Source organism: Microbacterium sp. SS28, assembly GCF_022761035.1.
Taxonomy (GTDB): Bacteria; Actinomycetota; Actinomycetes; order Actinomycetales; family Microbacteriaceae; genus Microbacterium.
Genome location: NZ_JAKWJP010000001.1, coordinates 17,203 through 37,993, shown reverse-complemented (window position 1 = coordinate 37,993; position 20,791 = coordinate 17,203). Strand labels below are relative to the sequence as shown.

Here is a 20,791-nt window from a genome sequence, read left to right as displayed (position 1 = left end):
CCTCCGACAGCGTCACGGCGCGGCCCGGCAGAGCCCCAGGCCTAGACTGGGCGGATGAGCGGCTCGGAAGAAAAGCCCCGCGTCTCCGTGTTCGACGCGATTCGCGACCGCAGCCGCGTCGTGTCGAACGAGCTCACGGATTCGCTTCCGCGCGGCCTGCGCGTGGCGACCGCGTATGCGTGGCGCCTGCTCGTGATCGCCGCCGCCGCCGGCGTCGTGGTCTGGCTCGTCATCCAGCTCAAGCTCCTCGTCATCCCCCTGCTCGTCGCGATCCTCATCACGGCTCTCCTCTGGCCCGCTTTCTCCTGGATGCTGCGCCGGCGGGTGCCCAAATGGCTCGCCATCGCCATCGCCGCGATCGGTGCGATCGCGGTCGTCTCAGGCCTCGTGTGGCTCGTCGTGTGGCAGATCAGCCGCCAGTGGTCGAGCGTGCAGGACAAGACGGTCGCGGCCGTCGAGAGGTTCCGCGAATACCTCATCGAGGGGCCTCTCGGACTCAGCGCGAGCCAGATCGACGAACTCCTGTCGCAGGCCTGGGTCTTCATCCAGCAGCAGGCCGAGCTCCTCGTGTCGGGCGCTCTCGCGATCGGCTCGACCGTGGGCCACGTCGCGACGGGCGCTCTGCTGGCCTTCTTCATCCTGCTCTGCCTCCTCGCCGACGGAGCGGGCATCTGGCGCTGGACGACGCGCCTCTTCCCGAAGCGCGCTCGGCCGGCCGTCGACGGGGCTGGCCACGCCGGCTGGGCCACCGTCGTCAACTACGCGCGCACGCAGCTGCTCGTCGCCACGATCGACGCCGTAGGCATCGGCCTCGGGGCGTTCCTGCTCGGCGTCCCCCTCGCGATCCCGGTCGCGGTCCTCGTGTTCCTCGGCGCGTTCATCCCGATCGTGGGCGCCGTCCTCTCGGGCACCCTCGCGGTCTTCCTCGCGCTCGTCTACAACGGCCCGTGGACGGCGCTGTGGATGCTCGTGGTGGTCCTGGGCGTCCAGCAGCTCGAAGGCCACGTGCTGCAGCCCCTCCTCATGGGGTCGGCGGTGAAGGTGCATCCGCTCGCTGTCGTCCTGGTCGTCGCGGGCGGAGCCATGATCGCCGGCATCCCGGGTGCGCTGTTCGCCGTTCCGATCGCCGCATTCATCAACGTCGTCGCGGTGTATCTGGGGGCGCGGTCATGGAAGACCGGCGAGAGTCCACACGGCGATCTCATCTGGAGCACCGTCCCGCGAACCCCGAGGAGTCGTGCATGACACTGTCCGCCACCGTGCCAGGACTGGCCGAGTTCGAGGATGCCGCAGCCGTGCTGCAGGGCGTCATCTCGCACACCCCGCTCGATCAGTCCCTGTCGCTGTCCGAGCTGCTCGGGGTTCCCGTGCACCTCAAGCTCGAGAACCTGCAGCGGACGGGGTCGTTCAAGATCCGGGGAGCGGCCTACCGGCTGTCGCGGCTGACGGCCGAGGAGCGCGCACGCGGCGTCGTCGCGGCGTCGGCCGGCAACCACGCGCAGGGCGTCGCGCTCGCGGCGCAGGCTCTCGGGATCCCCGCGACGATCTTCATGCCGCTCGGAGTCCCCGTGCCCAAGCTGCTCGCGACGCGGGGCTACGGCGCCGACGTCGTGCTCGAAGGCGCGACCGTCGAGACGCCGCTGCGGCTCGCGGCGGAGTTCGCGGAGCGCACGGGCGCTGTCCTCATCCACCCGTTCGACCACCGCGACATCATCGTCGGCCAGGGCACGCTCGGGCTCGAGATCTACGACGACCTGCCCGAGGTCGAGACCGTCATCGTCGGGATCGGCGGGGGAGGGCTCATCGCGGGCGTCTCCGCAGCCGTCAAGGCCCGGGCGGCCGTCGAGGGGCGGACCGTCCGCATCATCGGCGTGCAGGCCGAGAACTCGGCCGCCTACCCGACGTCGCTCGCGGTCGGCCACCCCGTCGAGGTCAGCACGCGCCCGACGATCGCCGACGGCATCGCCGTCGCGCGGCCCGGCGACCTCCCGTTCGAGATCATCCACGAGCTCGTCGACGAGGTCGTGACGGTGAGCGACGACGACATCGCCCGCGCGATCCTCGCGCTTCTGGAGCGCGCGAAGCAGGTCGTCGAGCCCGCGGGCGCCGTCGGCGTCGCCGCGATCCTCGCCGGCAAGGTCGTGGCCACAGGGCCGACCGTCCTGGTGCTGTCCGGCGGCAACATCGATCCGCTGCTGCTGCAGCGCGTCGTCGCACACGGGCTCGCGGCATCCGGCCGTTACATGACCCTGCAGATCCCGCTGCCCGACCGTCCGGGTCAGCTCGCGCGCGTCTCCGAGCTGCTCGCCCAGGCGGGGGCCAACGTCATCGAGGTGCTGCACACGCGGCACGGCCAGGGCCTGCAGATCAGCGAGGTCATCCTGCAGCTGAGCGTCGAGACGCGCGGTCAGGAGCACCGCGCGCACGTCATCGCGACGCTCGAAGAGGCGGGCTACGAACCCACCGTCCGGGCCGACTGACCGGCGGGGGCCTTCCGGGTGCGAAGCGGGGCCCGACACAGCGTGTCGGGCCCCGCTTCGGATGTCTCACATGACGCGGGTCACTGGCCCGCGTAGGTCTCGACCTTCACGATCTCGACCGCGATGGAGCGACCGTTGGGGGCCGTGTAGGACGTCGACTCGCCTTCGGCGAGTCCCAGGATGGCGCTGCCGAGGGGGGACGCCTCGCTGTAGACGTCGAGCTTCGAGTTGGCCGCGATCTCACGGTTGCCGAGCAGGAAGACCTCTTCGCCGCCCGCGACGATCGCCGTCACGACAGTGCCGGACTCGACGATCCCCGTGCTCTCGGGAGCCTCGCTCACCGTCGCGGTCTTCAGCAGGTGCTGAAGCGTGCGGATGCGCGCCTCCTGCTTGCCCTGCTCGTCCTTCGCGGCGTGGTAGCCGCCGTTCTCCTTGAGGTCGCCCTCTTCGCGAGCGGCCTCGATGCGCTTGGCGATCTCCTCGCGACCCGTGGTCGAGAGGTGCTCGAGCTCGTTCGCGAGCCGGTCGTAGGCATCCTGCGTCAGGAATGTGACGGGAGCGTCGCTGGACACGTCGGTCTCCTTCGTGTGGGGGCGATAAGCCAAGACGCCCCGGCTCATGCCAGGGCGCCGCGATTCTGTGCGGTCAGACTACGTCACCCAGCAGGAGTTGACAAAACCGGTCGTCGCCTCGGCGACGGTCGGAATCGTCTCGCGGAACGCCCTCGCGTGCGTGTCCGCCGGGGGCAGTTCGACGACCTTCCACCCGACGACGCCGTGCCCCTCGTCCTGCGCCTCGAGCGCGCACGCGATCGCCGATCCCGCAGGGGCGCTGACCTGGAACGACAGGACGACGCCGTGATCGTCGACGACCTCGAACCCTGTCGCGTCCGCGTCGACGGCGTCGAGTGAGCCTTCGACCGTCATCCAGGCGAATGCGCCGACCGCGAGGATCGCGACGGCCGCGCCGATCCCGACGACCCAGCGGCTGCCACGGCGCTTCGTGCGGCCATAGCGCTCGTCGAGCATCTGCTGCGTCGTCATGAGCGTCCCGTCGGGCGATTTAGGCTGGAGACTCCAGGCTATCCGCTCCGCGAAGAGGAACCCGATGCACGCAGCGTTCGCCGCACTCATCCATGCGGCCGCAACGGCGACGCCCACTCCGACGCCTGCCGTCGACCCGGAGCTCGTCACCCCCGGTCCGTGGGGGTTCGTCGCGATCGCGTTCCTCGCGCTGGCGGTCGTCCTTCTCGTGTGGGACATGATGCGCCGCATCCGGCGCGCGCGCATCCGCTCGGAGGTCGACGAGATGCTCGACGCCGAAGAGGCCGCGGCCCGCGACGGCGAGCCGGGCGACCCGGACGCTCAGGACGACGACAAGCGCTGAGACGGATGCCGCGGCTGCGGCATCCCGAACGCGTGTCAGCCCGCGTGGTAGACGGGGTTGACCGCGATGATGAGCGCCGCCGTCCAGTGGCACAGGAACGCGAGCACCGTGCACACGTGGAAGATCTCGTGGAACCCGAAGTGGCCGGGCCACGGGTTGGGGCGCTTGAGCGCGTAGACGATCGCGCCGCCCGTGTACAGCAGGCCGCCGATCGCGACGAGGATCACCATCGGGATGCTCGCCGCCCAGAGCTGCGGCAGATACATGACCGCCGCCCACCCGAGGACGAGGTAGAGCGCGACGTAGAGCCAGCGCGGAGCGTCGATCCAGAACACGCGGAACAGGATGCCCAGGATCGCGCCGCCCCAGACGAGGGACAGCAGCAGGACCGACTGGTTGGTGGGCAGTCCGAGCACCGCGATCGGCGTGTACGTGCCCGCGATGAGCAGCAGGATGTTCGCGTGGTCGATCCGCTTGAAGACGGCCTTCGTCGTCGGCTTCCAGTTGAAGCGGTGGTAGAGGGCCGAGTTGCCGAAGAGCAGGAGCGACGAGGCGACGAACACGGCGCACGACCACTTGGCCGCGGGACCCTGCGCGAGCGCGATCAGCACGATGCCGGCCACGAGCGCGACGGGGAACGTCCCGGCGTGGATCCAGCCGCGCCACGACGGCTTGAGATCGATGCCGTCGTTGGCGACGGCGTCCTCGATGAGGGGAAGCTGGGGCATGTCGGCGCCCTCGTCCTCGACGTCCGGGCCGTTCACGCTGTGCTCCACGCGAGAAGCCTACGGCGCTGTCCATTCCTTCCGTGGTACGCGTCTCGCGCGGAAGCGGGCCGCGCGCGCGGGCATCGCTCGGGGCGCCGTTGTACGGTAGGCGTGTGCGGGAGTCGAACAAGGGCAGAGGGCCCCTCTATCGGCTGTACATCAACCGCCTGCGGCGCCGGCTCCCCGCGGCGGCGGTTCCCCGGCACATCGCCATGATGATCGACGGCAATCGTCGCTGGGCGCGGCAGCTCGGATACGACACGGCCGCCCACGGCCACCGTGCCGGTGCCGCGAAGATGCGCGAATTCCTCCGGTGGTGCGACGAGATCGGCGTGCGCGTCGTCTCCCTGTACCTGCTCTCGACCGACAATCTGCGCAAGCGTGACTCGCAGGAGCTCGCCGACCTCATCGAGATCATCGCCGAGCTCGCCGATGAGCTCTCGCACGAGCGGGACTGGCGGGTCCAGCACGTCGGCCGGGTGGACAACCTGCCGCCCGAGCTCGCCCGCGTCCTCTCCGAGGCCGCCGAGCGCACGCGCGACCGGACGGGACTGCACGTCAACCTCGCGGTCGGCTACGGCGGCCGCAGCGAGATCGTGGATGCCGTGCGTAGCATCATCGCGCAGCACGACGAGGAGGGAGGCTCGCTCGAAGAGCTCGCCGCGAGCCTCACACCCGAGCAGATCGGCGAGCACCTCTACACGGGCGGCCAGCCCGATCCCGACCTCGTGATCCGCACGTCGGGGGAGCAGCGACTGAGCGATTTCCTGCTCTGGCAGAGCGCCCACAGTGAGTTCTACTTCGTAGAGGCGCTCGGTCCGGATCTGCGCGAAGTCGACTTCCTCCGCGCGATCCGCGATTTCACGACCCGCGACCGCCGCTACGGCGGGTGAATCGGGGTGGCCGTCTGCGCCAGACCCATCCCACACCGAGTTCTCCTTCGTGGAGGCGCTGGGTCCGGATCTGCGCGAAGTCGACTTCCTGCGCGCGATCCGCGATTTCACGACCCGGGACCGCCGCTACGGCGGGTGAGGCTCCGCGCGATTTTCGCGGTCTGACCGGGCTCTCCTCCTGTCGCTACGCGCCCCGCGCGCGCATGCCAGAATGGCGTTGTGACCGATTGGGAGTCCTTTCTGGCGTCGTTCGACGGCGAGCCGGGCTATCTCGACTGGGCGGCCTTCGGTCCGCTCTCGCCGAGCGTCCGTGCCGAGGTCCACGCCGACGCCGAACTTCTCGGCTCGGGGCGGCGCTCGAGCATCGAGCTCGTGGCCGAGCATGCCCGCGAGACGCGTGAACTTCTCGCCGAGCTGCTGCGGGCGGATGCCGAGCAGATCGTGCTGCAGCCGTCGACGACATACGGCCTCATGCATGCGATCTACGGGCTCACGGGCGGGCTGCTCGTTTCGCGCGCGGAGTTCCCGAGCCTGACCGTCGCCGCTTCCCGCGCCGAGAGTGCGCTGGGTGCGATCCAGGTGCAGTGGCTCGAGCCCGAGGGCGGGTTCGTCACGCCCGACGCCGTCCGCGACGCCCTGACCGACGACACGCAGGCCGTCGCGGTGAGCCTCGTCGACTTCCGCACGGGGTATCGCGCAGACCTGACGGCGCTGCGGGAGGTCATCGGCGATCGACTGCTCATCGTCGACGCGATCCAGGGGATCGGCGCCGTCGACGCCGACTGGGATGCGGCCGACGTCGTGTGCGGCAACGGCTACAAGTGGCTGCGCGCCGGCCGGGGCACAGGGTTCGCGCGCTTCAGCGAGCGGGCACTCGAGCGCATCACGCCCGTGCTGTCGGGCTTCGCGGGCACCGAGGGGGATCTCCCGCTCGACGCCGTCCCGCAGCCGGCACCGTCCGCGCAGGCGTTCAGCGTCGCCGGCCCCGACCACCTCGCGTTCGCGCGACTCGCGACGGCGGTCCGCGACATCCTGGATGTCGGAATCGAGTCGATCGAGAGCGAGCTCGTCGCGCGCTCGGGCGACGTCATGTTCTTCGCCGACCGCTACGACATCCCGGTCGCGACACCGCGCGAGCCCGCCCAGCGCGCCGGCATCGTTGCGCTCGCCCCGGCCCCGCAGGACGCCGCGCATGTCGCGGCATCCCTCGCCAACCACGGCCTCACGGTGACGGTGCGCTCCGACCTCGTCAGGGTCGCAGCGCACGTCGGCACGGGCGCCGACACGCTGCGGCTCTTCGGAGATGCCCTCGCGGCGTTCTCGTCCGCGCGCGTGTGGTGACGCTCCGCGGCATCCCTGCGCTTAGCGGGAAATTCACGCGCCCGTAACGCCAATAGTGCGTGTCGAGTCATCGCCCGACACACGGCGGACGTACGTTCATCCCAACGGGCAGAGCGCCTGTTCGAGTCGGCCTTCGGATCGCGACTCGTGACCACGGTCGACTCGCTGTACTACCGGGTGAGAACTCGGGGCGGGAGTGGGTTGTGACCACACGAGCACCACACTGGCAGCACCGCGAATCGACCGAAGAGGTCGGTGAGCTCGGCGAGGCCCTCCGCACATATGTGCTGGACACCTCCGTGCTGCTGAGCGATCCGCGGGCGTTCTTCCGCTTCGCCGAGCACAGCGTCGTCATCCCGGTGGTCGTGATCACCGAACTCGAGGGCAAGCGCCACGACCCCGAGATCGGCTATTTCGCCCGCCAGGCGCTGCGTCATCTCGACGAGCTGAGGATCGAGCACGGACGCCTCGACTTCCCCGTTCCCGTGGGGGAGGGGGGCACTCTCCGCGTCGAGCTCAACAACACCGACCCGACAGTGCTGCCCTCGGGCATGCGCCTCGGCGACAACGACACCCGGATCCTCGCAATCGCCCTGCACCTGGCGCAGGACGGCCAGGAGGTCACTGTCGTGTCGAAGGATCTGCCGATGCGCGTCAAGGCGGCATCGCTGGGCATCACCGCCGAGGAGTACCTCGCCGAGCAGGCCATCGACTCCGGATGGACGGGCATATCGTCGATCGATGTCTCGGGCGACGACCTGAGCGACCTGTACGAGACCGAGGTCGCGCTGAGCGACGAGGTCCGCGGCCTGCCGGTCAACACGGGCCTCATCATCCATTCCGAGCGAGGGTCCGCACTCGGTCGCGTCACAGGGGACGGCGAATACCGCCTCGTGCGCGGCGACCGCGAGGCGTTCGGCCTGCACGGCCGCTCGGCGGAGCAGCGCATCGCGCTCGACCTGCTCCTCGATCCCGACGTCGGCATCGTGTCGCTCGGCGGGCGAGCAGGCACCGGCAAGTCGGCTCTCGCGCTCTGCGCGGGCCTCGACGCGGTGCTCGAGCGTCAGCAGCAGAAGCGGATCATCGTCTTCCGGCCGCTCTTCGCGGTGGGCGGTCAGGAGCTCGGCTATCTGCCCGGGGACCAGCAGGAGAAGATGAACCCGTGGGGCCAGGCGGTCTTCGACACCCTCGGCTCGGTCGTCTCGGGCAACGTCATCGAGGAGGTCATCGCGCGGGGCCTGCTCGAGGTGATGCCCCTCACTCATATCCGCGGACGGTCGCTGCACGACGCCTTCGTGATCGTGGACGAGGCCCAGTCGCTCGAGCGCAACGTGCTGCTCACGGTGCTGAGCCGCATGGGGCAGAACTCCCGCGTCGTGCTCACGCACGACGTCGGCCAGCGCGACAATCTGCGCGTCGGCCGCCATGACGGCGTCGCCTCGGTCATCGAGACGCTCAAGGGACACGACCTCTTCGCGCACGTGACGCTCATGCGTTCGGAGCGCTCGGCGATCGCGGCCCTCGTCACCGACCTTCTGGAGGCCGGCGAGCTCGCCTGACGAGTCGGAAAGGAGGGGCCGGGATGCGCGGCATCCCGGCCCCTCCTTGTCCTGCCCGCTCTGCCAGGCATCCGTGCATGCGACGGAATGAACATGAGAAGAGTCTCATCTGTCTCTCCCCCTCCTCTCACACTCGTCTGCGACCATTGACAAGACGCGCAGTCGAGCGATTCGCGTCGCCCCGCGGGGGGCTGATCGGTACAGGGGGTGACGAGTGGACGGACGGGCCGGATTCGCCGCAGGCGGGTTCATCGTCGGCGCTGCCGTCGTCGCCGTCGCCTGTGCCGTTACGCTGAGCAACAGCGCTGCCCTCGCCGATGTGCCCGGAGCCGCCGTCGGCATCGACGCCGTCCACGTGACGCCGCGCTACGCCGCGGCGACGCCGACCCCGCAGGCCTCGACTCCCGCCGTCATCGCCCCCGAGATCCCCGGACCGACGGCCTCGGCCGAGGTCGTGCAGGCTCCTGAGCCGCGCGTCATCACGCCTCCCGCCGCCTCTGCACCCGTGACCCAGCCCGCGCCGGCCCCGCCGGCCGTGACCGACGACTCGTCGCTGTCCCAGCGCGAGATCGAGCAGGACGCCGTGCGCACACGCTCGTGGGACCGCCTCCGTGCGTGGGCGCTCGCCAACGGATGGGCGACACCGCGCGTCGACCGCTGGATCGCACGACTCGAGGACCAGACCACGCGCGAGCGCGGCAGCATCCTCCCCAGGACCCCCGCAGATGCGGGTGACGATGCCGGACGATGGTCCGGCTCGAAGAGAGCTCAATCGCCCCAGCCCCCACACGGCGATTGACGCGGGTCAGAGTCCCCCAGCTCTGACCCCTTCCCAGCCCCCGGCGTCCCCCAGCGCCGGGGGCTTCTCTCTGCCAGGCGGCGTTCGCCCGGTGACGCGCTCAGAGGAGGACCGGCGGGGCTTCTCGCGGCGCGGCGTTGCGCTCAGGCGCTGCTGGAGCGCTCAGGCACGGCTGTTTCCCCACCTCAGGTGCGCGTCCGTCGCGCCTGAGGGGTCACTCCCAGCGGTAGCCCGCGCCGCGCACCGTCGTGATGTGGTCGGAGCCGAGCTTGCCGCGCAGGTAGCGCACGTACACGTCGACGACGTTCGAGCCCGGGTCGAAGTCGAGACCCCACACGCGGCTCAGCAGCTGCTCGCGGCTCAGGACGTGCCCGGGGTTGCGCAGGAACTGCTCGGCGAGCGCGAACTCGCGGGCCGAGAGTTCGACCTCGCGCCCCGCGACTGTCGCACGGCGGCCCAGGATGTCGAGCACGACGTCGCCGTGCACGAGCGAGGTCGACGACGGCTGCGCACTCTCTCGTAGGCGGGAGCGTACGCGTGCGAGCAGCTCCTCGAACGTGAAGGGCTTCGAGACGTAGTCGTTGGCGCCGGCATCCAGCCCCTCGACCGTGTCGCGCGTGCTCGACCGTGCCGTCAGCATGATGACGGGCACGATGCTGCCCCGAGCCCGCAGTTCGCGCAGCACTTCGAACCCGTCCATCGTGGGGAGCCCGACATCCAGCAGCACGAGGTCGATGTCCGAGCGCATGGCGCGCTCGAGCGCTTCCGCGCCGTCGTCGCAGAACGCCGTCGAGTATCCGGCGGCCTCGAGACCGCGGCTCACGAAGGCCGCGATGCGCGGCTCGTCTTCGACGATGAGGATGCGAGTCATCCGGCGGCCTCCCGCTGCAGCACGACGTCTCCGGCCCGCACCGGCTGGGGGAGCGCCGACGAGGGGAGAGGAAGGTGGATCGTGAACGTCGCCCCGCCGCCCGGAGTGTCGGTGACGACGCACCGGCCGCCGTGCGCCTTCGTGATGGCGTCGACGATGGCGAGGCCCAGCCCCGAGCCGCCGACCGACCGCTTGCCGTGCGCGCGGTCGAAGCGCCGGAAGATGCGGTGACGAGCGGCAGGCGGGATGCCGGGGCCGTGGTCGCGCACCCACAGGCGTGCGTCCTCGCTGTCGATCGCGCTGCCGATCTCGATCGGCGCACCCTCGGGCGTGTACTTCGCGGCGTTGTCGGCGAGCTGGAGCCACGCCTGCAGCAGGCGATCGTGGTCGGCGCGGATGACGCCCGACGCACGCGACTCGACACCCCATTCGTGCCCGGGGATCGCCGTCACGAGCTCGCCGACGCGCGCCGTGAGGCCCGCGAGGTCGACGTCCGCGATCTCGACCTGGTCACCCTCGACCGTCGCGAGCACGTCGATGTCGTCGACGAGGCGCGTCATGCGGTCCAGCTCGGCGATGCCGATCTCGCGCGTGCTGGCGACGTCCTCCGAATCCGACGGATCCATCATCTCGAGGTGCCCGCGGATGATCGTGATGGGCGTCTTGAGCTCGTGCCGCACGTCGTCGAGCAGCTGTCTCTGCACGTCCACCGAGCCCTCGAGGCGGTCGAGCATCGAGTTGACGGTGCGGGTGAGGTCCGAGATGTCGTTGTTGCCCTGCTCGGGCAGACGCGGCGAGAGGTCGGTGATCGTGATCGAGTCCGCCGCTTCGCGCAGGTGGCGGATGGGCGAGAGCAGCCGTCCTGCGACGAACCAGCCCACGACGGCGATCGCCGCCACCATGGCCATCGCCGCGATCCAGTAGGTCGCGACGGCGGCGGTGACGGGGGCGAGCTCCGCGCCGAGATCGACGGCCCTGATGTACAGGCCGGACTGGGATTCGCCCTCCATCGTGACGGGGATCGCGATGTACCGCAGCGCCCCTTCGTCCGTCACGGCGGTGCCCAGGACCGTCCCGCCCTTCTCGGCGACCTCGGCGACGGCGCGGTCGATCAGCGCGCGGTCGTCCGAGATGTCGAAGCCCGACAGCGTCGCGGGGCGGAACCGCGGGACGCCGTCGATCACGGCGACCGAGCCTTCGCCGCGCGCCGTCACGAGTCGGGCCACGACTGCGTGCAGGTAATCCTCGAGCGTCTTGTAGTCGTCGGGGTTGAGGTCCTCGACGGCCGTCGCGGCGCCGTCGGCCGCGGCATCCGTCGGATCCTGATCCGTGTCGGCGACCGAGCGCAGCAACTCGACCTGCGCGCGCAGCCGCGAATCCACGTCGGCGATCGCGCGCTCGCGCTGCGCGAGGAACGTGACGCTGCCGACGATCGCGAGGCCCACGCACGCGACCGCGAGGATCGCCCCCAGGATGCGGGCGCGTGCCGAGATCGGTCGAGGCGTGCGCGTCATGTCCCGATTATCCGCCCGCGTCGACCGGCGCGATATGACGCGTGCTGTCACGTCACCCCGGGTGCGTCATCGAGAGCAGGTCGAGCTTCTCGTCGAGCTGCTCGAGGGTGAGCTCGCCGCGCTCGACGTAGCCGAGGTCGATGACGGCCTCGCGCACCGTGATCCCCTTCGTGACCGAGTGCTTCGCGATCTTCGCCGCGGCCTCGTAGCCGATGAGCTTGTTGAGCGGCGTCACGATGGACGGCGACATGCCCGCGTACGCGGCCGCGCGCTCGACGTTCGCCTCGAGTCCGTCGATCGTCTTGTCGGCGAGCAGGCGCGAGGAGTTCGCGAGGAGGCGGATCGACTCGAGCAGCGCCGTGCCCATGACCGGGATCGCGACGTTGAGCTCGAACGAGCCCGACGCGCCGGCCCACGCGATCGTCGCGTCGTTGCCGATGATCCGCGCGCACACCATGAGCGTCGCCTCGGGAACGACGGGGTTGACCTTGCCGGGCATGATCGACGAGCCGGGCTGGAGATCCGGGATGTGCAGCTCGCCGAGACCCGTGTTGGGGCCCGACCCCATCCAGCGCAGGTCGTTGTTGATCTTCGTGAGCGACACCGCGATGGTGCGCAGGGCTCCGGATGCCTCGACGAGCCCGTCGCGGTTGGCCTGCGCCTCGAAGTGGTCCTTCGCCTCGGTGATCGGCAGCTCGGTGTCGGCGACGATGAGCGCGATGACCTTTTGCGGGAAGCCGTTCGGCGTGTTGATGCCCGTGCCGACGGCGGTGCCGCCGAGCGGGACCTCGGCGACGCGGGGAAGGACGGCCTGGACGCGCTCGATGCCGAGGCGCAGCTGGCGGGCGTAGCCGCCGAACTCCTGGCCGAGGGTCACGGGGGTCGCATCCATGAGGTGCGTGCGGCCGGACTTGACGACGGTCTTCCACTCGTCGGCCTTCGCCTCGAGCGCGACCGCGAGGTGGTCGAGCGCGGGGATGAGGTCGTCGATGAGCTCCTGCGTCACGGCGATGTGCACCGACGTCGGGAAGACGTCGTTCGAGGACTGCGACGCGTTCACGTGGTCATTGGGGTGCACGGTCTGACCGAGGTCGCGCGTCGCGAGCGTCGCGAGCACCTCGTTCATGTTCATGTTCGAGGACGTGCCGCTGCCGGTCTGGTAGACGTCGATCGGGAACTGGTCGGCGTGCGCGCCCGAGATGACGAGGTCGGCGGCACGGGCGATCGCGTCGGCGATGGCGCCGTCGAGGGTCCCGAGCTCTTTGTTGGCGAGCGCAGCCGCCTTCTTGATGCGGGCGAGCGCCACGATCTGGGCCGGGTCGAGCGAGTCGCCCGAGATGGGGAAGTTCTCGACGGCACGCTGCGTCTGCGCTGCGTAGAGGGCGTCCTTGGGGACGCGCACCTCGCCCATCGTGTCGTGCTCTATGCGGTATTCGATGTCGGTCACGTCGTTGTTCCTCTTGTCGATGTGGCTGCGGAGTTCGGGGCGGTTCAGATGTCCGAGGTCGTCGCCGGTCCGATGATGATGTCGGGGATCGCGGTTCCCTCGGCGAGTCGGTAGTTGAGGGCCACGATGGCGAGGCGCTTGGCCGCGATCGCGCCCGAAATGAGGTCGGATGAGTTGAGCAGCTCGGCGACGGTGTCGCGCAGGTGCTCGCGGCCGACGTGCTCGAGCACGACCTCGGGGTCGACCGGCCCATGCTCGGCGCGCAGCACGCGGCGCGCCGCAGGCACGATCGGCGCGATCTGACGCCAGATGTTGGCAGGCAGCGCGGGTGCCTCCAGGCTCGTGCTGTCGACGGCGGCGCGCACGGCCCCGCAGGCATCGTGGCCGAGGATGACGATGAGCGGCACATCGAGCACGGCGACGGCGTATTCGAGGCTCCCGATGACCGACGCCGACATCACCTGGCCCGCGTTTCGGACGACGAACAGGTCGCCGAGCCCCTTGTCGAAGATGATCTCGGCCGCCAGGCGCGAGTCGGAGCATCCGAACACGGCGGCGCGGGGTGTCTGACCGGAGGCGAGCTCGTGGCGGCGCTCGACGTCCTGCCTGGGATGCTCGGGGGCGCCGGCGACGAATCGCGCGTTTCCACGCAGCATCTCGTCCCACACCTTCTGCGGGGTCGGCCGTTCGTTCATCGTGCCTCCTCGGCGATCGCGCGCACCTGGTCCGCGAGGGCGGTGGCCGCGGCCTCGGCGGTCTCCTCGTCGGTCGAGCCATACACCAGCACCGTGTCGGGGCCGGCCTGGGTACTGAGCGCGACCGACACGTTGCCGGCGCGTGACGGGTCGGAGATGTCGTACACCTGCCACTCGACGCCGTCGAGCGTCACCGTGCGCTCGACGGCGTCGCCGCTGAGCTCGCGCGTCGTCCATGCCGCGTCGGCGTCGAATCCCTGCGCGATGCGCAGGAATCCGGATGCCTCGTCGGGCACGTACACGATCGCCCACGCCCGGACGGAGTCGCCTTCGATGCGGGCGGAGTTCACGGTCCAGGTATCAGGGACATCGGGGATGAGCACTGCGCGACCCTCGGTCACGGCGACGCTCTCGGCGATCGCGCCCACGTCGATGGGCTCGCGCTCGGGCGGCATCCCGCGAGGCACGGCGAAGACGACCACGAGAACGACCGCGAGGGTCACGAGCAGCGCGGCGACCAGGTTGCGCGTGGTCTTGCTCGCGCGATACGCCTGCGAGAACGCCGCCTTGCGGTCTGCCGTCTCCTCCGGGGTCTCGGGGCGACCGAGCTCGGCGACGATGCGCGGGGGACGGGCCATCACGCTCTCGTGCCCTCCGAGGCGGGTCGCGCCTCCTCGAGGCGCCGCTTCGCACCGAGCAGCCAGTCCTCGCAGCGCTGCGCGAGGGCCTCGCCGCGCTCCCAGAGAGCGAGGGAGTGCTCGAGGGTCGGAGCACCCTGCTCGAGCTCGGCGACGACGCGCACGAGCTCGTCGCGAGCCTGCTCGAACGTCAGCGACGCGACGTCGGGGAGGGCTTCGCTCGACACGGTCATGCCTTCCATCCTAGATCGGCGGCACCTGCGAGCCGTCCGGGCGCGTGTGCGCCGCGGGCGCCGGTGCGGCATCCGTCCCGCTCACCTGCTCGTCCTGCGCGCCTTCGGGGATCTCGCCCTCGGATCGCGCCGCGAACGACCCGCGTGCGACCGTCACGACGACGGGGGCGCCCGGCGCGGCCTGCGCCGCATCGCGGACGATGACGCCGTCGGACAGGTGCGCGATCGCGTAGCCGCGGGCGAGCGTCGAGGCGGGTGAGAGCGCGCGCAGCGACGCCCGCAGCTCGGACGTGCGGCGGCCCTGCGACTCGAGGTCGCGCTCGACGATGTCGCGTCCGCGGGCGACAAGCAGCCAAAGCTGGTGCGCCCGCGACTCGAGCAGCGTCTCGGGCGAGCGCAGCACGGGACGCGAGCGCAGCTGCTCGAGCTGGGCGATGTCGTGCTGCAGCCGGTGAGACAGGCGCGTCGCGAGCCGGCCGCGCAGCTGCGCGACGAGCGCGCGCTGCTCGGCCACGTCGGGCACGACGCGCTTGGCGGCGTCGGTGGGCGTCGAGGCGCGCAGATCCGCGACGTCGTCGAGGATCGGATGGTCGTTCTCGTGGCCGATCGCGCTCACGACGGGAGTGGATGCCGCGGCCACGGCGCGGACGAGGCGCTCATCGCTGAACCCGAGCAGGGTCTGCGGATCGCCGCCGCCGCGGGCGATGACGATGACGTCCACGTCGGGGTCGGCGTCGAGGGCGGCCAGTGCCGCGATCGTCTCGGGCACGCAGCGGTCGCCCTGCACCGCGACGTGCCGCGTGCGGAAGCGCACCTGCGGCCAGCGCAGCTCGGCGTTGCGGTGCACGTCCTTCTCGGCATCCGATCGCTCACCCGTGATGAGGCCGATGACCTGCGGCAGGAAGGGCAGGCGCTTCTTGCGCGCCGGGTCGAACAGTCCCTCGGTGCGCAGCTGCGCGCGCAGACGCTCGAGGCGCTCGAGCTGATCGCCGAGGCCCACGTGGCGCACGGACGACACCGTGAAGCTGAACTCGCCGTTGCGGACGAAATAGTCGGCCTTGACGCACACGACGACGTGGTCGCCGACCTTGAGGTCGCCCGGCGTGCGCTGCAGCGTGCTCGACCACAGTCGGAACGAGATCAGGGCGTCGGAGTCGAGGTCCTTGAGCTTGCCGAAGACGTTGCCGCCACGCACGTTCCACGACGTGATCTCGCCCTCGACCCAGACGGCGCCCCACTTCTCGATGAACCCGCGGATCGTGGCGTTGAGACGCGACACCGAGGTCGGCGCCTGCTGCGTCGATTCGCGGGGGTGGACGGAGTCGGCGGGCGGCGGCTGCCCGGGCACCGCCTCGGGCTGGAACGTCGTCATGGAGTCCTTCCGTCGGGCGGACCGCCGGACCGCGCACGTGCCGCCCGTAGAATCGAGGAGTGAGCCCGGCGTCTGCAGTCCCCGCGATCCGCATGCCCATGCCCCGCGTCCCGCGGCGGCGTGAGCGACTCAAGGATATCCCCGTCCCCGGACACAAGCGGGTGCTCCTCGCTGCCCCGCGCGGCTACTGCGCGGGCGTCGATCGTGCAGTCATCGCCGTCGAGAAGGCTCTCGAGCGCTTCGGCGCGCCCGTCTACGTGCGCAAGCAGATCGTCCACAACATCCACGTCGTGACCGAGCTCGAGCAGAAGGGCGCGATCTTCGTCGAGGAGGTCGACGAGGTGCCGCCCGGCGCGCACGTCGTCTTCAGCGCGCACGGCGTCTCTCCCGCGGTCGTGAGCGAGGCATCCGATCGCGGACTGCAGGCCATCGACGCGACCTGCCCGCTCGTCACGAAGGTGCACCGCGAAGCGGTGCGCTTCGCCCGCGACGACTTCGAGATCCTGCTGATCGGCCACGAGGGTCATGAAGAGGTCGAGGGCACGGCGGGCGAGGCGCCCGATCACGTCACCATCGTGAACTCGCCCGACCACGCCGACACGGTCCTCGTGCGCGATCCGTCGAAGGTCGTATGGCTCTCGCAGACGACCCTGTCGGTCGACGAGACGATGGAGACGGTGCGCCGCCTGCGACTGCGCTTCCCCGAGCTGCAGGATCCGCCGTCGGACGACATCTGCTACGCGACGCAGAACCGCCAGGTCGCGATCAAGAAGGTCGCGAAGGATGCCGACCTCGTCATCGTCGTGGGCTCGGCCAACTCGTCCAACAGCGTGCGACTCGTCGAGGTCGCCCTAGAGCACGGCGCGAAGGCGGCCTACCGCGTGGACTACGCCGACGAGATGCGCCAGGAGTGGCTCGACGGCGTTGAGACGGTCGGTGTCACCAGCGGCGCCTCGGTGCCCGAAGTGCTCGTGCAGGAGGTGCTCGCGGAGCTCGCCGGCGCCGGATACGGCGATGTCGAGCAGGTGCGCACGGCCGAAGAGGACCTCTTGTTCTCGCTCCCCAAGGAGCTGCGACAGGATGCCGAGGGGCGGCGTGACGAGCGTGCACTGGGTGGACGGGGCAGGGTGTGAGCGACTCACCCGAGCAGCAGCCGCTGCCTCGTCCTCACGACGCCGATTCGTCGCGGCCCAGACCGCAATACGGCGAATACGCGACGCCCGAGGAGCAAGCGTCCCGCATCCGGCAGCCCGACGCGACGTGGGCGCTCCAGACGGGGCAGGCGCCCGAGACCGCGGACGCGCCGACGGTTCCCGGCGCGTGGCCCGTCGACACGTCACCCCCGCCCCCACTGCCCTCGACGCGGGGCGTCGACCGCGGGGTCACGCTCGCGCTCCTCGCGATCGGCGCGTTCAACTCGATCTTCACCGCCATCTCGTACTTCGACTTCGCGGCGCTCGCGAATCAGGCGATGCAGATCCTCGGCGTCCCGGGCGAGTTCACCAACCTCGAGTCGGCGCGCCTGTGGGGCCCGATCGCGGCGGTCGTGCTGCTCGCGGGCTTCGCCCTCACGGCGTTCCTCGCGTGGCGCAGCATGCGTGCGCGTCGGCTCTCGTGGTGGATCCCCGTCGTGGGTGCGATCGTCACGTACATCGTCGTGTACATCTGCATCGCGATCCCGCTGCTGGGCGACGCCGCCTTCATGGAGTACACCCGCACCTTCTCGTGAGCCTCGCGGGTCCATACTCGATCCAGCGGAAGCGCCGATGAACGCGCCGCGGTGAACCTTGCGGCCTCCGGATCCGTGCTTCCTGCGAGGAGGTGAGCGGTGCCCACGGAGGAGGAGCAGCTCGTCGCGCTCTACGACGCGCATGCGGCACCCATCTGGCGCTACGTCGTGCGCCTGACGGGCGATCGCGCGGGCGCCGACGACGTCGTGCAGGAGACGCTCCTGCGCGCGTGGCGCTCGCCCCGGATCCTCGAGCAGGGACCGTCCACGACGCGCGCCTGGATGTTCACGGTCGCCCGCCGCATCGTCATCGACGAGGCCCGCAGCGCGCGCCGCAAGCACGAGCGCACCGTCGACGAACTGCCCGAGCGCGCGACGGGTGACGACACCGACGCCCTGTTCGATGCGATCCTCATCGCCGAGGCGCTCGCCTCGCTCACCCCCGAGCACCGCACCGTGATCGTCAAGGCGTACTACCGCGGGCTCAGCATCGCTCAGACATCGACCGAGCTCGGTATTCCGGAGGGCACCGTGAAGTCGCGGCTCCACTACGGTCTGCGCGCCCTGCGGCTCGCGCTTCAGGAGAGAGGGGTGACGCGATGAATCCCGATCACCCGCGATTCGCCGAATGGGATGCCGCCTACGCGCTCGGCGCGCTGTCGCCGGCCGACCGCCGAGAGTTCGAGGAGCACGTCGCCGAGTGCCCCGAGTGCCGCCGCGCCGTCGCGGAGCTCGCGCCGACAGCGGGACTGCTCTCGCGGCTGTCCGTCGAGGATGCCGAACGGATCGACGCGGGTCAGGTGGGCCCGCTTCCCGGCGCCGACGAGCGTCCCGCTGAGATCCTCACCCTCGCCCGGCAGCGAGCCCGGCGGCGTCGGCGCACGCGGATCGTCGCGATCGCCCTGGCGGCCGTCTTCGTCGTCGTGGCGGCGATCGCGGTGCCCTTCACGATCCTGTCGCCGCGAGCGGGCGAGACGTTCGCCCTCGAGCGCGTCGTCGACATCCCGCTCGAGGCGAGCGTGCGGCTCACGTCGGTGGACTGGGGCACGCGGATCGAACTGGACTGCGCGTATCCCGAGATTCCGGATGCCTCTCCCGGCACGAGCTGGACCTACGCGCTGGCGGTCGTGGACTCCGAGGGCGTGGCGTCCACGGTGTCGACGTGGCGTGCCGAGTCCGGCTCGAGGGCGCGCCTCTCGGCGGGGACCGCGCTCGACGTGGGTGAGATCCGCAGCGTCGAGATCCGCGCCATGAGCGGCGCCGTGCTCATGAGCTACGACCTCGAGAAGTGACCTCGGACGAGCGCATCTAGGATGACGGTGTGCCCCGACTTCTCGCCGTCTGCGTCGTGCACGCGCTGCGACCGGATGCCGGGAACGGCGTGACCGCGATCGACAAGCGCCCCTCCTCGGCGCCCGTGCGGGTGCGGGCCCTCGGCGCCCACGGCGACGTGCAGGTCGATCGCAAGCATCACGGCGGTCTCGACAAGGCGCTCTACGCCTACGCGCAGGAGGATGCCGACTTCTGGGCGCAGGAGCTCGGCCGCGACATCCCGCCGGGGTTCTTCGGTGAGAACCTGCGCACCGAGGGCATCGACGTCAACGCCGCCCGGATCGGCGAGCGGTGGCGCATCGGACCGCGCGTCGAGGTCGAGGTCACGATGCCGCGCACGCCGTGCCAGACGTTCGCGCGCCGCATGGGCGGACATCAGCGCGGCTGGGTGAAGCGGTTCTCGGACGAGCGCCGCCTCGGCCCGTACCTGCGCGTCGTGAAGACGGGCAACGTGCAGGCGGGGGACGAGATCGTCGTGATCTCGGTGCCCGACGGGGCGCCCGGACTGCTCGACGGCTACCGGGAGCCGTGAGACGACGGATGCCCCGGCCCGAGGGCCGAGGCATCCGGTCGGACTGGCTTACGTCAGCTCTGCGACTTGCCGTGCGAGCCGAGCTGCTTCGTCGCCTCGACGACGCGGGCGGCCATCGCCGACTCGGCGACCTTGCCCCAGGCGCGCGGGTCGTAGGCCTTCTTGTTGCCGACCTCGCCGTCGACCTTCAGGACGCCGTCGTAGTTCGAGAACATGAAGCCCGCGACGGAGCGGGTGAAGGCGTACTGCGTGTCGGTGTCGATGTTCATCTTGACGACGCCGTTCGCGACCGCGAGGGCGATCTCCTCGTCGGTCGAGCCGCTGCCGCCGTGGAAGACGAGGTCGAGGGGCTTGGCGCCCGTGCCGAACTTCTCGGCGATGCCCGCCTGGATCTCGCCGAGCAGCTCGGGACGGAGCTTGACGTTGCCGGGCTTGTACACGCCGTGCACGTTGCCGAACGTGAGGGCCGCGATGTAGCGGCCCTGCTCGCCGAGGCCGAGCGCCTCGACGAACTTCGAGACGTCGGCGGTCGTCGTGTAGAGAGCGTCGTTCGAGCCCTCGTGCTGCACGCCGTCCTCTTCGCCGCCGACGACGCCGATCTCGACCTCGAGGATCGCGTTGATCGCCTTGAGGCGGGGGAGAAGCTGCTGCGCGACCTCGACGTTCTCATCGAGCGGCACGGCCGAGCCGTCCCACATGTGCGACTGGAAGATCGGCTGACCGCCGTCGGCGACGACCGCCTCGGACGCCGCGATGAGCGGCAGCACGAAGTCCGCGAGGGCGGGCTTCGGGCAGTGGTCGGTGTGCAGGGCGACCGTGATCGGGTAGCTCTTGGCGACCTCGTGGACGTACGCCGCGAAGGCGAGCGCGCCCGTCGAGCGAGCCTTGACGGTGTGGCCGGCGAAATAGTCGGCGCCGCCCGTCGTGACCTGCAGGATGCCGTCGGACCCTGCTTCGGTGAGACCCTGCAGCACGGCGTTGACGGACTGCGAGCTCGCGGCGTTGATCGCGGGGTAGGCGAATCCGCCTGCCTTCGCGCGGTCCAGCATCTCGGCGTACTGCTCTGGGGTGGCGACGGGCATGTCTGCTCCTTGCTCGGTGGATTCCCCTTCACTTTAGCGAAGGGGAGTCGCGCGACGGGATGCCGCATCCCGGCCATAACCGCCGCCGGGGCCACTCCTTCACTGGGTGAAAGAATCGTGA

At 70.4% G+C, this 20,791-nt stretch carries 23 protein-coding genes and 1 pseudogene; 13 read left to right on the top strand and 11 right to left on the bottom strand.

Going from position 1 to position 20,791, the window contains the following annotated elements:
• The first annotated feature begins 54 nt into the window (after positions 1-54).
• On the top strand, positions 55-1,245 hold the full coding sequence (locus MJ607_RS00200) for an AI-2E family transporter (protein WP_243073541.1): 1,191 nt from the start codon (positions 55-57) through the stop codon (positions 1,243-1,245).
• On the top strand, positions 1,242-2,480 hold the full coding sequence (ilvA, locus tag MJ607_RS00195) for a threonine ammonia-lyase (protein WP_243073540.1): 1,239 nt from the start codon (positions 1,242-1,244) through the stop codon (positions 2,478-2,480). The genes MJ607_RS00200 and ilvA overlap by 4 nt, the downstream gene beginning before the upstream one ends.
• A gap of 80 nt (positions 2,481-2,560) precedes the next feature.
• Here the strand turns inward: ilvA and greA are convergent, their stop codons facing one another.
• Together greA and MJ607_RS00185 are read right to left on the bottom strand one after the other, a co-directional pair.
• Positions 2,561-3,052 carry a transcription elongation factor GreA gene (gene greA / locus MJ607_RS00190; RefSeq protein ID WP_243073539.1) on the bottom strand — a complete coding sequence of 164 codons (492 nt, stop codon included), beginning with the start codon at positions 3,050-3,052 and terminating at the stop codon, positions 2,561-2,563.
• 78 nt (positions 3,053-3,130) lie between these two features.
• Positions 3,131-3,523, bottom strand: a complete 393-nt coding sequence (locus MJ607_RS00185) for a DUF4307 domain-containing protein (RefSeq protein ID WP_243073538.1) — start codon at positions 3,521-3,523, stop codon at positions 3,131-3,133.
• A 64-nt stretch (positions 3,524-3,587) separates the two neighbouring features.
• Here MJ607_RS00185 and MJ607_RS00180 point away from each other — a divergent pair, with 64 nt between their 5' ends.
• Positions 3,588-3,866 carry a hypothetical protein gene (locus MJ607_RS00180; RefSeq protein ID WP_243073537.1) on the top strand — a complete coding sequence of 93 codons (279 nt, stop codon included), beginning with the start codon at positions 3,588-3,590 and terminating at the stop codon, positions 3,864-3,866.
• Between the two features lie 35 nt (positions 3,867-3,901).
• Here the strand turns inward: MJ607_RS00180 and MJ607_RS00175 are convergent, their stop codons facing one another.
• Positions 3,902-4,594, bottom strand: a complete 693-nt coding sequence (locus tag MJ607_RS00175; protein WP_243074481.1) for a hemolysin III family protein — start codon at positions 4,592-4,594, stop codon at positions 3,902-3,904.
• A gap of 152 nt (positions 4,595-4,746) precedes the next feature.
• On the opposite strand from MJ607_RS00175, the gene MJ607_RS00170 reads away from it, so the two are divergent.
• The 5 genes and pseudogenes from MJ607_RS00170 (at position 4,747) to MJ607_RS00150 (ending at position 9,225) form a co-directional block, all read left to right on the top strand.
• On the top strand, positions 4,747-5,526 hold the full coding sequence (locus tag MJ607_RS00170) for an isoprenyl transferase (protein ID WP_243073536.1): 780 nt from the start codon (positions 4,747-4,749) through the stop codon (positions 5,524-5,526).
• 52 nt (positions 5,527-5,578) lie between these two features.
• A pseudogene (locus tag MJ607_RS00165) lies at positions 5,579-5,665 on the top strand (isoprenyl transferase); the annotation flags it as partial.
• Between the two features lie 80 nt (positions 5,666-5,745).
• Positions 5,746-6,867, top strand: coding sequence for an aminotransferase class V-fold PLP-dependent enzyme (locus MJ607_RS00160; protein ID WP_243073535.1), 1,122 nt, complete (start codon positions 5,746-5,748; stop codon positions 6,865-6,867).
• A 203-nt stretch (positions 6,868-7,070) separates the two neighbouring features.
• Positions 7,071-8,426, top strand: a complete 1,356-nt coding sequence (locus MJ607_RS00155; RefSeq protein WP_374238009.1) for a PhoH family protein — start codon at positions 7,071-7,073, stop codon at positions 8,424-8,426.
• A 214-nt stretch (positions 8,427-8,640) separates the two neighbouring features.
• Positions 8,641-9,225, top strand: coding sequence for a hypothetical protein (locus tag MJ607_RS00150; RefSeq protein ID WP_243073534.1), 585 nt, complete (start codon positions 8,641-8,643; stop codon positions 9,223-9,225).
• 214 nt (positions 9,226-9,439) lie between these two features.
• Here the strand turns inward: MJ607_RS00150 and MJ607_RS00145 are convergent, their stop codons facing one another.
• From MJ607_RS00145 to xseA, 7 genes are read right to left on the bottom strand one after another with little or no spacing between them, the layout of a single operon-like run.
• A complete protein-coding gene (locus MJ607_RS00145; protein WP_243073533.1) occupies positions 9,440-10,096 on the bottom strand; it encodes a response regulator transcription factor in 657 nt (218 codons plus the stop codon).
• A complete protein-coding gene (locus MJ607_RS00140) occupies positions 10,093-11,610 on the bottom strand; it encodes a HAMP domain-containing sensor histidine kinase (protein ID WP_243073532.1) in 1,518 nt (505 codons plus the stop codon). The genes MJ607_RS00145 and MJ607_RS00140 overlap by 4 nt, the downstream gene beginning before the upstream one ends.
• A gap of 52 nt (positions 11,611-11,662) precedes the next feature.
• A complete protein-coding gene (locus MJ607_RS00135) occupies positions 11,663-13,057 on the bottom strand; it encodes an aspartate ammonia-lyase (RefSeq protein WP_243073531.1) in 1,395 nt (464 codons plus the stop codon).
• Positions 13,058-13,101: 44 nt separating this feature from the next.
• Positions 13,102-13,752, bottom strand: a complete 651-nt coding sequence (locus MJ607_RS00130) for a carbonic anhydrase (RefSeq protein WP_243073530.1) — start codon at positions 13,750-13,752, stop codon at positions 13,102-13,104.
• Positions 13,749-14,390: a DUF4245 family protein gene (locus tag MJ607_RS00125; RefSeq protein ID WP_243073529.1), complete on the bottom strand. Its 642-nt coding sequence runs from the start codon at positions 14,388-14,390 to the stop codon at positions 13,749-13,751. Before MJ607_RS00125 ends, MJ607_RS00130 begins: the two co-directional genes overlap by 4 nt.
• On the bottom strand, positions 14,390-14,623 hold the full coding sequence (locus MJ607_RS00120) for an exodeoxyribonuclease VII small subunit (RefSeq protein WP_243073528.1): 234 nt from the start codon (positions 14,621-14,623) through the stop codon (positions 14,390-14,392). The genes MJ607_RS00125 and MJ607_RS00120 overlap by 1 nt, the downstream gene beginning before the upstream one ends.
• A 10-nt stretch (positions 14,624-14,633) precedes the next feature.
• A complete protein-coding gene (xseA, locus tag MJ607_RS00115) occupies positions 14,634-15,995 on the bottom strand; it encodes an exodeoxyribonuclease VII large subunit (protein WP_243073527.1) in 1,362 nt (453 codons plus the stop codon).
• Positions 15,996-16,093: 98 nt separating this feature from the next.
• On the opposite strand from xseA, the gene MJ607_RS00110 reads away from it, so the two are divergent.
• From MJ607_RS00110 to MJ607_RS00090, 5 genes are all read left to right on the top strand, one after another.
• A complete protein-coding gene (locus MJ607_RS00110) occupies positions 16,094-17,128 on the top strand; it encodes a 4-hydroxy-3-methylbut-2-enyl diphosphate reductase (RefSeq protein ID WP_243074479.1) in 1,035 nt (344 codons plus the stop codon).
• Entirely contained in the window at positions 17,125-17,724 is a 600-nt protein-coding gene (locus MJ607_RS00105) for a DUF6264 family protein (protein ID WP_243073526.1), read from the top strand. The genes MJ607_RS00110 and MJ607_RS00105 overlap by 4 nt, the downstream gene beginning before the upstream one ends.
• 99 nt (positions 17,725-17,823) lie before the next feature.
• A complete protein-coding gene (locus tag MJ607_RS00100) occupies positions 17,824-18,327 on the top strand; it encodes a sigma-70 family RNA polymerase sigma factor (protein WP_243073525.1) in 504 nt (167 codons plus the stop codon).
• Positions 18,324-19,016, top strand: a complete 693-nt coding sequence (locus MJ607_RS00095; protein WP_243073524.1) for a zf-HC2 domain-containing protein — start codon at positions 18,324-18,326, stop codon at positions 19,014-19,016. Before MJ607_RS00100 ends, MJ607_RS00095 begins: the two co-directional genes overlap by 4 nt.
• A 29-nt stretch (positions 19,017-19,045) precedes the next feature.
• Positions 19,046-19,588: an MOSC domain-containing protein gene (locus MJ607_RS00090; protein ID WP_243073523.1), complete on the top strand. Its 543-nt coding sequence runs from the start codon at positions 19,046-19,048 to the stop codon at positions 19,586-19,588.
• 53 nt (positions 19,589-19,641) lie between these two features.
• Here the strand turns inward: MJ607_RS00090 and fbaA are convergent, their stop codons facing one another.
• Positions 19,642-20,670 carry a class II fructose-bisphosphate aldolase gene (fbaA, locus tag MJ607_RS00085; protein ID WP_243073522.1) on the bottom strand — a complete coding sequence of 343 codons (1,029 nt, stop codon included), beginning with the start codon at positions 20,668-20,670 and terminating at the stop codon, positions 19,642-19,644.
• Positions 20,671-20,791 lie beyond the last annotated feature (121 nt).